The sequence below is a fragment of the Mesorhizobium sp. M0870 genome, assembly GCF_040319775.1.
GTDB lineage: Bacteria > Pseudomonadota > Alphaproteobacteria > Rhizobiales > Rhizobiaceae > Mesorhizobium.
Genome location: NZ_JAMYOI010000003.1, coordinates 151116 through 164579, shown reverse-complemented (window position 1 = coordinate 164579; position 13464 = coordinate 151116). Strand labels below are relative to the sequence as shown.

Sequence of the window (13464 nt, the reverse complement as noted above, 5' to 3'; positions counted from 1 at the left end):
TCGGTGGAGCCACACTCTCCTGCGGAGCGACATCTCAGGCTCCGCGATCAATTACTCGACAAGGTGAATTCACGATGATCTCCCGCCTGTTGCGAACCATCATGCTGTCTCTGGCAGCCACGCTTCTGACGCTGACCGGACTTGCGGCACAGGAGGCGGGCGGGACGCTCAACCTGATCGTCCAGCCTGAGCCGCCGACGGTCAATATCGGCGTCAATCGTCTCGGGCCGACGACCTATGTCGGCAACAAGATCTACGAGAGCCTGTTGACCTATTCGGCCGATCTGAAGCCGCTGCCGCGCCTGGCGCAAAGCTGGTCGATTTCGGATGACGGCCTCGTCTACACCTTCAACCTGCGCCGCGATGTAAAATGGCATGACGGCCAGCCGTTCACGGCCAAGGACGTGGTGTTCAGCTTCAAGAAGTTTCTGCCGGCACTTCAGGCCCGCTCGCGACTCAACCTGGCGGAGGTGAAGGACCTCGCCACGCCGGACGACCACACCGTGGTGTTCACGCTCAAGGCGCCGTACCCAGCCTTCATCTACGTCCACAACACCGCCGTGCTGCCGGCCCATCTCTATGAAGGGGTGAGCGACTTTCGCACCGCCGAGGCAAACAGCAAGTTCATCGGCACCGGGCCGTTCAAATTCGCCGAGTGGAAGAAGGGGTCCTTCATCCACCTTGTCCGCAACCCTGACTATTGGGATGCCGGCAAGCCGCATCTGAACGACATCTTCTTCCACGTCATCCCTGACGCCAACAGCCGCGCCATCGCTTTCGAAACCGGTCAGGTGGATGTGCTGCGCGCAGGCGACATCGAGAACTTCGACATTACGCGGTTGGCCGGGCTCGATGGCGTGCAACTGACCGAGGCAGGCTGGGAATTTCTTCAACCGGTCGGCTACATCCACCTCAACAACCGCCACAAGCCGCTCGACGATGCGCGGGTGCGCCGGGCGATCGCGCATGCGATCGACCGCCAGTTCATCATCGACACGATCTTTGGTGGATTCGGCCACGAGACCAACGGCCCGCTGTCGCGTCTGTCGCGGTTCAAGGACACATCGGTCGAAACGAAATATGAATTCGACCTGGCCAAGGCGAACGCCATCCTCGACGAGGCCGGCCTGAAGCCCGACGCCAACGGCGTGCGCTTCGAACTGCAGTTCGTTCCGCTGCCGTATGGCGAGCTGTGGCAGCGCGAGGCGGAATATATCCGGGAGGCGCTGACGTCTGTCGGCATCAAGGTCAACATCGTGGCGACCGACGTGCCGGGCTGGTTCAAGCGGCTGACCACCTTCGACTATGATCTTGCCGAAAACTTTGTCTACACCACCCCCGACCCGGCAATCGGCATCAGCTATGCCTACACCACGCTCGAAGGCGACAATGCGGGCACGACCGGCGGCAATGTCCATGGCTATTCCAACCCCGAGGTCGACAGACTGCTGGCCGACGCCGCCCATGAGAACGACTTCGACAAGCGCAAGGCGCTCTATTCGCAAGCCCAGAAGATCATCTCCGCCGACGTGCCGCTCATCTGGACGCACGACATCGTCTTTCCGACGCTCTACCGAACCAAGGTTCACAATCTGATCGCGACCGGTCTCGGCACAGATGAAAACTTCGCCGATGTCTGGCTGGCGAAATAGCTGGCGGGGCTGGGTAGGATGGATCGTCTTGGCTTCCTGACGGGACGGGCCGCCCGCGCGGTTCTCATCCTGTTTGGGGTTATCGTGCTCAACTTCGTGCTGCTGCGCCTCGCGCCGGGAGATGCGGCATCCGTCCTGGCCGGGGATCAGGGCGCGGCCGACCCGGCCTTTGTCGCGGAACTGCGCCACGATCTCGGGCTTGATCGCTCCGTGCCCGAGCAATTGTGGATCTACACCAAGTCGCTGGCGCGTCTCGACTTCGGCCAATCCTACCGCGACCAGCGTCCTGTTATCGATATCATCGCGGAAAGGCTGCCGGCCACACTGCTTCTGACATTGACCGCCTTTGGCTTTGCGTTGGGGACCGGCATTGCGCTCGGGTCTATCGCCGCCCGGCACGCCGGCAGTCTGCTCGACACCGTGCTGACCGGCATTTCGGTGATGTTCTTTGCCATGCCGCTGTTCTGGACCGGCCTGATGGCGATCCTGCTGTTTTCGGTCTGGCTGAACTGGCTGCCGTCCTACGGCATGCAGACGGTAGGCGAGGGCGGGTCGGATCTCTCGCTTATCGGGGATGTCGCCGTTCATCTCATTCTTCCGGCTCTGACGCTCGGCCTGTTCTACATGGCCATCTACATGCGCGTGACGCGCGCCTCGGTGCTCGACGTGCTCGATCGCGATTTTGTCCGTACCGCCAGGGCCAAGGGCCTGAAACCGGGATTGATCTGGCGCCAGCATGTGCTGAGGAACGCGCTGCTGCCGATCATCACCTTCGCCTCCTTGCAGGCCGGACAACTGATCGGCGGGTCGATCCTGATCGAGACGGTGTTCGCCTGGCCGGGCGTCGGGCGTCTCGCCTTCGATGCCCTCATGCAGCGGGACTACAACCTCTTGCTGGCGATCTTCTTCATCACCTCGACAATCGTCGTCGTCATCAACCTGGCCGCGGATTTTCTCTACGTTGCCGCCGATCCGCGCATCGAAATGGGAGCTTGAGGCGATGGCCTTGCCGCGAACCCCGTTCCTCAGGCATCCGGGCGCCGTCGCCGGCGCGCTGATCCTGATCGCGATCCTCCTGATGGCGATCTTCGCCGGTATCCTCTTTCCGGGCGATCCCTGGCGCATGGTTGCGCGCCCGAACCTGCCGCCCTTCAGCCCGGGTCATCTGTTCGGCACCGACATGCTCGGCCGTGATCTTGCGGCCGGCATCGCCCACGGGGCGCAGGTCACGCTGCTGATCGCTCTGGCGGTGACGCTGCTCGCCGTCGCCTTCGGCACGGCGATAGGTGCTGTCGCCGGCTATTTCGGCGGCTGGGTCGACGACGTCGCCATGCGGTTCACCGAGTTCTTCCAGACCATCCCGAGCTTCCTGCTGACGGTCGTCATCGTTGCGATCGTCGCGCCTTCGCTGGCTTCGATCATCCTGGCCATCGCAATCGTCAGCTGGCCGCAGATCGCCCGGCTGGTCCGGGCCGAGGTGCTGAGCCTCGTCAACCAGGACTTCGTGCGGGCGGCACGGGTTGGCGGGCTGTCGACTGCCCGGATCATCTGGGGGCACATCCTTCCCAACGTGCTGTCGCCCGTGATCGTTGCCGCTTCGTTGATGACGGCGACCGTCATCCTGATCGAATCGGGCATCAGCTTCCTTGGTCTGGGCAATCGCGAGTTCGTCTCCTGGGGCTATCTGCTCGGCACCGGCAGGACCGCCTTTCGCGTCAACTGGTGGCTGTCGACCATTCCGGGCCTGGCGATCTTCCTCACCGTTCTTTCCCTGAACCTCGTCGGCGACGGCCTGAACCATTGGCTCAACCCTCGCAACAGCAATCGCGGTGGGCGCGCATGACGGCTCTGGTCGAGATCGCGGGTCTCTCCATCGCCTTGCCGGAGCACGCCGATCGAGCATTGGCCGTCGAAGACGTGTCGTTGCGTATCGATCGTGGCGAAGTGCTCTGCCTGGTCGGCGAATCCGGGTCCGGCAAATCGGTATTGGCCGCGGCCATTGCCGGCCTGTTGCCTGCCAAGCAGCTCCGGATCGCCGCCGGTGCGATCCGTTTCGATGGCCGCGACATTGCCGGGATCAGCGAGGCTTCGTTCCGCCTGCTGCGCGGCAAGCGCATTGGCTTCATCTTCCAGGAACCGATGAGCGCGCTCAATCCGGTGCTGACCATCGGCCGCCAGATCGAGGAAGCGCTCGCCGCGCATGATGGCGGCGACCGCAAGGCGCGCACCGCTCGCGTGCTGGAACTGGCGCGGGCAACCAGGCTTCCGGATCCCGAGACGATCATTCACCGCTACCCGCACCAGCTCTCGGGCGGACAGCGGCAACGGGTGATGATCGCCATGGCGATCGCCAACGATCCGGACCTGCTGATCGCCGATGAACCCACCACCGCGCTCGACGTCACGACGCAAGCGGAAATCCTGCGGCTGATCCTTGAAATCCGCGAAAGGCTCGGCCTCGCCGTTCTGTTCATCACCCATGATATCGGCGTGGTCGCCGATATCGCCGATCGCGTCATGGTGATGAAGGAGGGCCGGGTGATTGAGAGCGGCAGAGCAGACGACGTCCTCGAAGCGCCATCGCAGCCCTACACACGCCGCCTGATCGAAGCCGTTCCGGTTCTTCATACCAGTGCAATTCAAAGACGGGACGCAGGGGATCCGTTTCTCGTTGTCCAAAGGCTGAGCAAGACCTATCGTGATCGCCGCGCCCCTTGGCGGCGGCAGGCCTCCGCCACCAGGGCGCTGGACGGTGCCAATTTGACGATTGGGCGCGGCGAGACGGTCGCCCTCGTCGGTGAATCCGGTTCGGGCAAGACGACGCTCGGCCAATGCGTCGTCGGACTGGCCGACTGGGATGAAGGCAGCCTGAGCTTCGACGGTGGCGATCTCGCCGGCACGACACGGGAGCGCACTTTACGTCCGCGTATCCAGATGGTGTTTCAGGATCCGTTCGCCTCCCTCAATCCGCGCCATCGCGTCCGCCGCATCCTTACCGAAGCCGCCATAGTCAACGGCCTTTCACGCGAGAGGGCGGAGGAGAGCATGTCCCGCCTCCTTGTCCGCGTCGGACTTGACCCCGGTGCGGCCGATCGTTTCCCGCATGCCTTTTCAGGCGGCCAAAGGCAGCGTATTGGCTTGGCGCGAGCACTCATGCTTGAGCCCGACCTGCTCGTCGCCGACGAACCGGTCTCGGCCCTGGATGTCTCGATACAGGCGCAGATTCTCGACCTTCTGGCGGAAATCAAACGCGATCTTGGCCTGTCGATGCTGTTCATCACGCACGATCTTCGTGTCGCCTCGGCGATCGCCGACCGCATCGTCGTCATGCAGAGCGGCAAGATCGTCGAGGACGGTCCCGCCGAACAGGTTTTGACACGTCCCGGATCCGACTATGCGCGTGCGCTGCTGGCGGCGGTCCCAGGCCTGTCCTGGGAGCGGAGCCGCAGCCAGATCGACCGGGCCGCCGCGGAATAGAGGCGTGATACCGGTCGCAGGGCAAATCTACCAATCTTGTAGAATTAACAAAAACGCGCTGTCCGTCTTGCCCGAGCGATACTGGAATTTCCCCACCTGCCACCGAAAGGGATGGCGTTTTCTTTGTTTCCATCGCCTGCGGTGCGACGCTTCGATCACCAAACAAGAGGTCGAAATGAGCAGTTCTGCTGGTAAACAAACGATTCCGGTGCTGGATTTTTCCCGCTATGAAGCCGATCCGGCATCTCGCAAAGAATTCATCGAGGGACTGCGGCGCGCTGCACGCGATGTTGGCTTTTTTTACCTGACCGGAAATGGCATCGCACAATCGCTGATTGACGATGTGCTTGGCACGTCACGACGTTTCTTTGCCTTGCCGGACAAGGACAAGCTCCAGATAGAGATGGTCAACTCGCCGCATTTCCGCGGCTACAACCGGATTGGACAGGAACTGACGAAAGGCCAGAGGGACTGGCGCGAGCAGGTCGACATCGGCTCGGAGGCACCGGCGCTGCCGCGCAATGCCTCGTTGCCGGCCTGGACGCGCCTGCAGGGACCAAACCAATGGCCGACCGCCTTGCCCGAGCTGAAGCCGCTTCTGCTGGAGTGGCAGGATCGCCTCACCGATCTTTCGACGCGCCTGCTGAAAGCCTTTGCCATTGTCCTGGAGCAGGATGAGGGTGCTTTCGAAGCCATCTATGCCGGCACGCCGAACCACCTCATCAAGATCATCCGCTATCCCGGCCGTGACGCGACCGAAAGCGAGCAAGGCGTCGGTGCGCACAAGGACAGCGGCTTCCTGACGCTCCTGCTGCAGGAAAGGCAGAAGGGGCTGCAGGTCGAAAGCGCCGATGGCGATTGGATTGACGCCGAGCCGCGCGCCGGCACCTTTGTCGTCAACATCGGCGAACTGCTGGAAATGGCGACCGATGGCTACCTGAAGGCCACCGTGCACCGGGTCGTAACGCCGCCAGCCGGCACCGACCGGCTGTCGGTCGCCTTCTTCCTCGGCGCTCCGTTCGATGCCGAGATTCCGCTCCTGGATTTGGCGCCGCACCTGAAGGCGCAGGCGAACGGGGTCACCCGCGATCCGCAGAATCCGCTCTACCGCAATTCCGGGCAAAACGCGCTGAAGAGCCGGTTGCGTTCGCATCCCGACGTCGCGCGGCGCCATCACGCCGATCTGCTGGCCGTCCAGGCACGCGCCGAAGCTGTCCCGGTCGCTTGACCGCCACAACCATCAGGAAGGAACGATAAATGACCCTGGAAAATCTTTCTCCCGAGACCCTTGCCCTTCACGGCGGCTCCTGGCGCGCCGATCCCGCCACCGGCGCCGTTGCCGTACCTATTTACCAGACCACGTCTTACCAGTTCCAGGACACCGGCCATGCCGACCGGCTGTTCGCCCTCGATGAGATCGGCCATATCTACACGCGCGTCTCGAACCCGACGCAGGATGCGCTGGAGACCCGCATCGCGGCGCTGGAAGGGGGTGCTGCTGCCCTTCTTGTGTCCTCCGGCCAGGCGGCTTCAGCCTATTCGGTGCTGAACCTTGCCGGCGCCGGCGACAACATCGTCTCCGCCACCGATCTCTATGGCGGCACCTGGGCCCTTTTTGCCGCGACCCTGAAGCACCTGGGGGTGGAAGTACGGTTCGTCGATCCGTCCGACCCTGAGAATTTCCGCCGTGCCACCGATGCGCGGACACGCGCCTACTATGCGGAATCGCTGCCCAATCCGAAGCTGCAAGTCTTCCCGATCAAGGAAGTCGCTGACATCGGCCGGTCGCTCGGCGTGCCGTTGATCGTCGACAACACCGCGGCACCGCTGAGCATCAGGCCGTTCGACCATGGCGCGGCTGTCGTGGTTTATTCGGCGACGAAATACATTGGCGGCCACGGAACCTCGATCGGCGGCATCGTCATCGATGGCGGCAACTTCCCATGGGAAGACCATGCCGAACGCTTCCCGACGCTGAACCAGCCCGATCCAAGCTATCACGGCAAGGTTTGGGTCGAGGCGGCCAAAGCGCTTGGACCGGTGGCGTATGTACTGCGCATCCGCACCGTGCTTCTGCGCGACGTCGGTGCCGCGATCAGCCCGTTCAATGCCTTCCAGCTGCTGCAGGGCCTGGAGACGCTGCCCTTGCGCCTCCGTCAACACAATGAGAACGCCATCAAGGTGGCGGAGTTTCTGCGCGGTCATCCAAAGGTAAGCAACGTCATCTTCCCACGCTACCAAAGCGGCGAGAGCAAGCGCCGGGCCGACGCCTATTTCCGTCAGGGCAGCTACGGCGCGCTGGTCGGGTTCGAACTCAAGGATGGCCGCGAGGCTGGACGTTCCTTCATCAACGGGTTGAAGCTGCTCTATCACGTCGCCAACATCGGCGATGCGCGCTCGCTGGCTATCCATCCATCGACCACGACCCACTCGCAGCTTTCGCCGGAAGAGCAGCTCGCGACCGGCGTGACGCCCGGTTATGTCAGGCTTTCCGTCGGCATCGAGCATCCTGACGACATCATTCGCGATCTTGAACAGGCGCTCGATCAGGCCGTCGGCGATCGCGAATTGAAGGCCGCCTGAGGCATTTCTGCTGGCGAACAAATCGTCGGCTCCACATCGATCCGGTCACAGGAGGGTACAATGACTTCCAGCAGGAAAATCGGGGCAACATCGAAGATCTCGCGGCGCGGCGTGTTGCGCGCCGCCGGCACACTCGGTGTTGGCGCCGCGGCTGTGGCCCTGCTCGCCAGGCCGACCAGCTACGCCATAGCCGGCAATGCGACCAAGGTGCGGTTGTCATGGACCGAGTTCGCGGCCTGCCATTCGCCGATCGCCTTCGCCCTTTCGAAGGGCATCTATGCCAGGCATGATCTCGACATCGAACTCTACTATCAAGGTGCCAGCGGCCAGACGCTGATCCAGTCGATCGCGACCAACAAGACGGATGCCGGCGCCGGCTTGCTCTATGACTGGGTCAAGCCGCTGGAGCAGGGGCTGGACGTCAAGCTGTTCGTCGGCTCACATGGCGGCTGTACAAGGCTGCTGGCGTCCGAGGCCTCCGGCGTCACCACGCTCGAAGGTCTGAAGGGCAAGACCATCGTCTCCTATGACGTCGCCAGCCCGCCAAAGCACTCCTTCCAGGTTGCGCTGGCCAAGGCAGGCCTCGATCCCGAAAATGATGTGAACTGGCTCAACGTGCCGTTCGATCTGGTCGGCGAAACGGTTGGCAAGGGTCAGGCCGATGCGCTGGCGCATCTCGATCCGTGGGCCTATTCCCACAAGAAGAAGTTCGACCTTGTGGAAGTCGCCAACACGCAAACCGGCTCGTTCGAAGGTGCAGTCTGCTGTGTGCTTGGCGTCAATTCGGCTTTCCTGGATGCCAACAAGGATGCCATCCGGCGGTTGGCCGAGGCCGACATCGAGATCCACGAATATGCCGCGGCGCATCCAGATGAGGTGGCAAAGTGGTTCGTCGACAATCTCAACCCGGGCTTCCCCTTTGAAGATATCCGCGACGAGATTGCGTCATGGGTGTTGCACAACCATCCGGTCGGCAAGGATCTGCAGGATCAGGTGAAGCATGCGGCCGCTGATCTGTCGCTGATCAAGGTGCTCGATCCCACCACCGACCCGGCGGAACTCGCGCAGCGGGTGACGGTCGACATTCTGGCCTGACGGTTGCGGTGATGAGCGCAGCGATCGACGAGGACGCAGGCGAAAAGAGTGTTTCTTCCGCTTCTGCCGGGCCGGTGTGGAAGCACGGGCTCTATGCCGCCTCGGCTTGGCTGCTCGCTGCCATTGTCACGATTGCCTTCCCCGATGTCGTTCCGTGGGGTAGCCGCGATGTCTTCGTCGCCCTGCTGGTCGCCGGAGCGATGATCCTGGCCGGTCTTGCATTCAGCGTCGAAAAGCTTGGCGGATTTGGCCGCGGGCTGATGCACTACGGTCCATGGCTGATTGTGCTGGGCCTTTGGTTCGCGGTCTGGGAGTTGATCACCGCCAAGCTCGGCTGGATGCCAAAACCATTCTTCACGCCGCCGCACGGCCTCCTGCATGTCTATATCGTCGACTGGCTACGCATCCTCATCTGCATCGCCTACACCGCGCGGCTGTGGACCATCGGCTTCTTCAGCGGCATCATTGTCGGCTTCATCGGCGGCGTGGCGCTAGGCTGGTCCAAAAACTTCGCCTATTGGGGCATGCCGGTGCTGAAGCTGATCGGCCCCGTGCCGGCGAGCGCCTGGATCCCGGCAACCTTCTTCCTGTTCCCGACGACGTTCCAGGCGAGCCTGTTCCTGGTCGCGCTTGCATCCGGCATACCGGTCGCGATCCTGACCGCGTCGGGCGTCAACTCGGTCAACCGCTCCTTCTACGACGTGGCGCGTACGCTTGGCGCCAGCAGCCGCTATCTGGTTCTTCGCGTGGCGATACCGGCCGCTCTGCCGCATGTCTTCGTCGGCCTGTTCATGGGGCTGTATTATTCCTTTGCCGTGCTGGTGGTCGCCGAAATGCTCGGCGCGAAATACGGTCTGGGCTGGTATCTGCAGTTCCAGACGGCCTATTCGGCCTACGCCAACGTCTACGCGATGCTGATCGTCATGGCATTGCTCTGCTCGGGTCTGGTCAAGCTGCTGTTCGTCGCGCGCGACCGGCTGCTCGGTTGGCAGAAGGGTGTCGTACAATGGTAGCCTTCGGCACCACTCGCGTCGCGGTCGATAACTCTGCCGGTCTTTCCGTCGACTTTCACGGCGTCTCGCATCAGTACGATCTGGATGGGCAACCCTTGCCGGTGCTGCGCCAGATCGACCTGGCCGTGGCGCCAGGCGAGTTCGTGGCGCTGCTCGGTCCGTCCGGCTGCGGCAAGTCGACCCTGCTGCGGCTGGCGGCAGGGCTGGAACGGCCAAGCAGCGGTGAGGTGCTGGCAAACGGGACAATCGTCGCCAGACCGGATCCGTCGCGCGTCCTGGTGTTTCAGGACCCGACGCTGTTTCCGTGGCGGACCGTTCGCGACAATGTCGCCATCGGGCCGGAAGCGCGCGGCGTCCTGCCTGGCAGTCAGAAGCGGATCGATGGTGCGCTTCGCCTGGTCAAGCTCGAGGCTTTCGCCTCCGCCTTTCCGCACCAGCTGTCCGGCGGCATGGCGCAACGCGCCGCGCTGGCGCGTGCCCTGATCAACGACCCGCGCCTGCTGTTGCTCGATGAGCCGCTGGGCCGGCTGGACTCACTCACCCGGCTGACCATGCAGGAGGAGCTTTTGGCGCTCTGGCGGCAGGCCGGATACACGGTCATTCTGGTCACCCACGATGTCGAAGAGGCGCTGCTGTTGTCCGGGCGCGTCATCGTGCTGACCGAGCGCCCGGCACGCATCAAGGCCGAGGTCGCGGTCGATCTGCCCTACCCCCGGCGGCGTGACGATCCGCGCATCGTAGCCCAACGCCAGCACATCCTCGAGATTCTCGGGTTCTCGGCATGACCGAAAATACGTCGGCATCGGTCAGAAAACTGTTTTCGCCGCGCTGGCTGGAAGCGGCGGGAATTGTCCTGACGCTCATTGCTCTCGTCTGGTGGGCGATCGTCTACGCACAGGTCATGTCGAACACCGGATTTCCAATCGAGCGCACCCTGCCATGTCTGCTGCAGACGTCTGACCGCTGCTCGCTTGCCATGTCGTTGTGCAAGACTTGGCATTTCCTCGGCATCCGGCGCTATTCGCCCGAACTGTTGTGGGCCGGAGCGATCATTTCCAGCTTCGCGCTTCTGTGGGGGAGCTTCATGCAAAATCCAAAGCAGAAAAAAGAAGGAACCTGACCATGCCCAGAATTGTGCCGGTGCTCGATCTGAGCCGTCTCGAACAAGGTGCCTCCGAATATCGTACCTTTCTCCTGGACCTGCGCACGGCGGCGCGAGACGTTGGCTTCTTCTATCTCAGCGGCCACGGAATTTCCGCCTCGGAGATCGACGACGTGCTGGATGCCTCGCGCCGGTTCTTCGCGCTGCCGGAGGCCGACAAGCTGGCGATCGAAATGGTCAAATCCCAGCAGTTCCGCGGCTACACCCGCGCCGGCGGCGAACTGACCAGGGGCGCGGCCGATTGGCGTGAGCAACTCGATTTAGGCGTCGAGCGCCAGCCCATAGCGCAGGGACCTGGAATTGCACCATGGACAAGGTTGCAGGGACCGAACCAGTGGCCGTCTGCACTGCCGGAACTCAAGCCGGCACTGCTTGCATGGCAGGCCAAGGCGACCGCGGTGGCGATTCGGCTGTTGAAAGCTTTCGCACTATCGCTCGATCAGCCCGAGGACGCCTTCGACGCGATCTACCGGGACTCGCCCAATCATCGCATGAAGATCGTGCGTTATCCCGGCCGTGACGCGACCGAAGGCGACCAGGGCGTCGGCGCGCACAAGGATGGCGGTTTCCTGACACTGCTGCTGCAGGACGACAACAAGGGGCTGCAGGTCGAATATGACGGAAGCTGGGTGAATGTGGATCCGCTGGCGGGAACGCTGGTCGTCAACATCGGCGAACTGCTCGAACTGGCATCGAATGGATATCTGCGGGCCACCGTGCACCGCGTCGTGACGCCGCCTGCCGGCGTCGAGCGGATTTCTGTCCCCTTCTTCTTCAGCGCGCGGCTCGATGCGACCATCCCGCTTCTCGGCCTTTCCGAGGAACTGGCGGCGCAGGCGCGCGGACCGGCAAGCGATCCCGACAACCCGTTGTTCCGCGATGTCGGAACCAACGTGCTCAAAAGCCGGCTGCGTTCACATCCCGACGTGGCACGCCGCCACTACGCTGATCTCCTCCAGACCGGAACCGCGGGCTCGTAACGGCTGCTGAGCACGAATTTTTGCTCATTTGTATATTTTTGGAATTCCATTCGTCGCCAAGTAACCAAAATAGGCTCAAACAGGTAAAATCGTTCGGCGGTTTCCTCCCATTCCGCTGAACGGTGTTCCCCTCTGAAGGTTTAACCTTCTTTTGGCCGGGCCGTATTCGAGCCCGGCCATTTTTTTGTCCCGGGATATTCTTCTTCAGCCGCGCTGGAACGTGTCTTTCGCGAGGGAACACATTCGGGAACGGTGCAGGTTCGCATTCGCCGCCAATGGGCATTTTCGAAGCAATCTGCTTTCCGGACAGGCAGAAAATTGGATTGCCGTTCCTTAGTCTACAAAAATTATAGAGTTAACTTCGGGGCAGTCGAACAGAGCGGGGGACGTTCCGCGATCGGCTGACAACAATGAACCTCAGGAGTTGACTGACATGACGATTGCAATGCGGCTTGGCGCCGGTTGGAGGACGGCACTGGCGACGACGCTGGTGGTGGCGGCGGGATTGTTTTCGACCGCGACCTATGCTGGCCCGACGCTCGACAAGATCAAGGAGCGTGGCTCCATCAAGGTCGGTGTCGGCACGACACCCGGTTTCTTCTCGCCGGACAGCAACGGTCGCTGGCAAGGCTTCTTCGCCGACTATGGACGCGCCCTGGCGATCACTGTCTTTGGCGACCCGGACAAGGTGGAGTTCACCAACTCTTCGCCGCAGCAGCGCCTGCCGGCGCTCCAGGCCGGTGAGTTCGACATTCTGCTGTCGGGCGTGACGGTAACGATCACGCGTGCCTTCCAGCTCGGCTTCCATTTCGGTCCGACGGTTTTCTACGACGGCCAGGGCATCCTTGTGCGCAAGGACCTCGGCGTCACCAAGGCTGCCGACCTGGACGGTGCCACGATCGGCGTTCAGAGCGGTACGACCGGCGAGTTGAACATCGCCGATTTCTTCCGCAAGACCGGCAAGAAGTTCACACCGGTGACGATCGAGGATACCGGCGAATTCATCAACGCACTGGAGACAGGGCGCGTCGACGCCATCACGCAGGACTCGTCCGATCTCGTTGGCAAGCGCACCCAGCTGAAGAAGCCCGATGACTACATTATCCTGCCCGAGCGGCTGTCGAAGGAGCCGCTCGCACCGGCAATCGCCGGTGGCGACGACCGCTGGCTCGAAATCGTCAACTGGACGGTCAACGCAACCATCCAGGCCGAGGAATGGGGCATCACCAGCAAGAATGTCGACGAGTTCCTGAAATCGCCGGATCCGGCCATCCAGCGCTTTCTCGGCGTAGACCCGTCGCTCGCCCAGGCGATCGGCCTCGATCCGAAATGGGCCTATAATATCGTCAAGACCGTCGGCAATTACGGCGAAATCTATGACCGGAACCTGAAACCGCTCGGTTGGGAGCGCGGCTACAACAGCCTGTGGACCAACGGTGGTCTGCTGTACTCACCGCCGTTCCGCTGAGACCCTTCAGCCAATGTCATTGACGGACGAAACC

Annotated in this window: 12 protein-coding genes; all 12 read left to right on the top strand. The window is 62.4% G+C overall.

Annotated elements, in window-relative coordinates; all coding sequences use genetic code 11:
• The first annotated feature begins 74 nt into the window (after positions 1–74).
• Positions 75–1652: an ABC transporter substrate-binding protein gene (locus NKH97_RS05685; RefSeq protein ID WP_352795686.1), complete on the top strand. Its 1578-nt coding sequence runs from the start codon at positions 75–77 to the stop codon at positions 1650–1652.
• A gap of 18 nt (positions 1653–1670) precedes the next feature.
• Positions 1671–2648 (top strand): ABC transporter permease, encoded by a 978-nt coding sequence (locus tag NKH97_RS05680; protein ID WP_352610003.1) that lies wholly within the window; start codon positions 1671–1673, stop codon positions 2646–2648.
• Between the two features lie 4 nt (positions 2649–2652).
• On the top strand, positions 2653–3495 hold the full coding sequence (locus NKH97_RS05675; protein WP_023809081.1) for an ABC transporter permease: 843 nt from the start codon (positions 2653–2655) through the stop codon (positions 3493–3495).
• Entirely contained in the window at positions 3492–5129 is a 1638-nt protein-coding gene (locus NKH97_RS05670; protein WP_352795684.1) for a dipeptide ABC transporter ATP-binding protein, read from the top strand. The genes NKH97_RS05675 and NKH97_RS05670 overlap by 4 nt, the downstream gene beginning before the upstream one ends.
• A 175-nt stretch (positions 5130–5304) precedes the next feature.
• Positions 5305–6357 carry an isopenicillin N synthase family dioxygenase gene (locus NKH97_RS05665; RefSeq protein ID WP_352795682.1) on the top strand — a complete coding sequence of 351 codons (1053 nt, stop codon included), beginning with the start codon at positions 5305–5307 and terminating at the stop codon, positions 6355–6357.
• A gap of 29 nt (positions 6358–6386) precedes the next feature.
• Positions 6387–7712 (top strand): O-acetylhomoserine aminocarboxypropyltransferase/cysteine synthase family protein, encoded by a 1326-nt coding sequence (locus tag NKH97_RS05660; protein ID WP_023809078.1) that lies wholly within the window; start codon positions 6387–6389, stop codon positions 7710–7712.
• 60 nt (positions 7713–7772) lie between these two features.
• Positions 7773–8807 carry an ABC transporter substrate-binding protein gene (locus tag NKH97_RS05655; protein ID WP_023809077.1) on the top strand — a complete coding sequence of 345 codons (1035 nt, stop codon included), beginning with the start codon at positions 7773–7775 and terminating at the stop codon, positions 8805–8807.
• An 11-nt stretch (positions 8808–8818) separates the two neighbouring features.
• A complete protein-coding gene (locus tag NKH97_RS05650) occupies positions 8819–9820 on the top strand; it encodes an ABC transporter permease (protein WP_352675932.1) in 1002 nt (333 codons plus the stop codon).
• Entirely contained in the window at positions 9814–10605 is a 792-nt protein-coding gene (locus NKH97_RS05645; RefSeq protein ID WP_352795679.1) for an ABC transporter ATP-binding protein, read from the top strand. The genes NKH97_RS05650 and NKH97_RS05645 overlap by 7 nt, the downstream gene beginning before the upstream one ends.
• Positions 10602–10940, top strand: coding sequence for a hypothetical protein (locus NKH97_RS05640; RefSeq protein ID WP_023809074.1), 339 nt, complete (start codon positions 10602–10604; stop codon positions 10938–10940). The genes NKH97_RS05645 and NKH97_RS05640 overlap by 4 nt, the downstream gene beginning before the upstream one ends.
• A 2-nt stretch (positions 10941–10942) precedes the next feature.
• Positions 10943–11962: an isopenicillin N synthase family dioxygenase gene (locus tag NKH97_RS05635; RefSeq protein ID WP_128302598.1), complete on the top strand. Its 1020-nt coding sequence runs from the start codon at positions 10943–10945 to the stop codon at positions 11960–11962.
• Positions 11963–12407: 445 nt separating this feature from the next.
• The gene (locus tag NKH97_RS05630; RefSeq protein ID WP_127293017.1) at positions 12408–13430 is read left to right on the top strand and encodes an amino acid ABC transporter substrate-binding protein; all 1023 of its coding nucleotides are present in this window, start codon (positions 12408–12410) and stop codon (positions 13428–13430) included.
• The last annotated feature ends 34 nt before the right edge of the window (positions 13431–13464 follow it).

What these genes read in the sequence shown, in the direction of transcription:
- NKH97_RS05655 (WP_023809077.1), top strand. Translation starts at nt 7,773, where the DNA reads ATGACTTCCAGCAGGAAAATCGGGGCAACATCGAAGATCTCGCGGCGC.
- NKH97_RS05635 (WP_128302598.1), top strand. Translation starts at nt 10,943, where the DNA reads ATGCCCAGAATTGTGCCGGTGCTCGATCTGAGCCGTCTCGAACAAGGT.
- NKH97_RS05675 (WP_023809081.1), top strand. Translation starts at nt 2,653, where the DNA reads ATGGCCTTGCCGCGAACCCCGTTCCTCAGGCATCCGGGCGCCGTCGCC.
- NKH97_RS05645 (WP_352795679.1), top strand. Translation starts at nt 9,814, where the DNA reads ATGGTAGCCTTCGGCACCACTCGCGTCGCGGTCGATAACTCTGCCGGT.
- NKH97_RS05665 (WP_352795682.1), top strand. Translation starts at nt 5,305, where the DNA reads ATGAGCAGTTCTGCTGGTAAACAAACGATTCCGGTGCTGGATTTTTCC.
- NKH97_RS05650 (WP_352675932.1), top strand. Translation starts at nt 8,819, where the DNA reads ATGAGCGCAGCGATCGACGAGGACGCAGGCGAAAAGAGTGTTTCTTCC.
- NKH97_RS05640 (WP_023809074.1), top strand. Translation starts at nt 10,602, where the DNA reads ATGACCGAAAATACGTCGGCATCGGTCAGAAAACTGTTTTCGCCGCGC.
- NKH97_RS05685 (WP_352795686.1), top strand. Translation starts at nt 75, where the DNA reads ATGATCTCCCGCCTGTTGCGAACCATCATGCTGTCTCTGGCAGCCACG.
- NKH97_RS05680 (WP_352610003.1), top strand. Translation starts at nt 1,671, where the DNA reads ATGGATCGTCTTGGCTTCCTGACGGGACGGGCCGCCCGCGCGGTTCTC.
- NKH97_RS05630 (WP_127293017.1), top strand. Translation starts at nt 12,408, where the DNA reads ATGCGGCTTGGCGCCGGTTGGAGGACGGCACTGGCGACGACGCTGGTG.
- NKH97_RS05670 (WP_352795684.1), top strand. Translation starts at nt 3,492, where the DNA reads ATGACGGCTCTGGTCGAGATCGCGGGTCTCTCCATCGCCTTGCCGGAG.
- NKH97_RS05660 (WP_023809078.1), top strand. Translation starts at nt 6,387, where the DNA reads ATGACCCTGGAAAATCTTTCTCCCGAGACCCTTGCCCTTCACGGCGGC.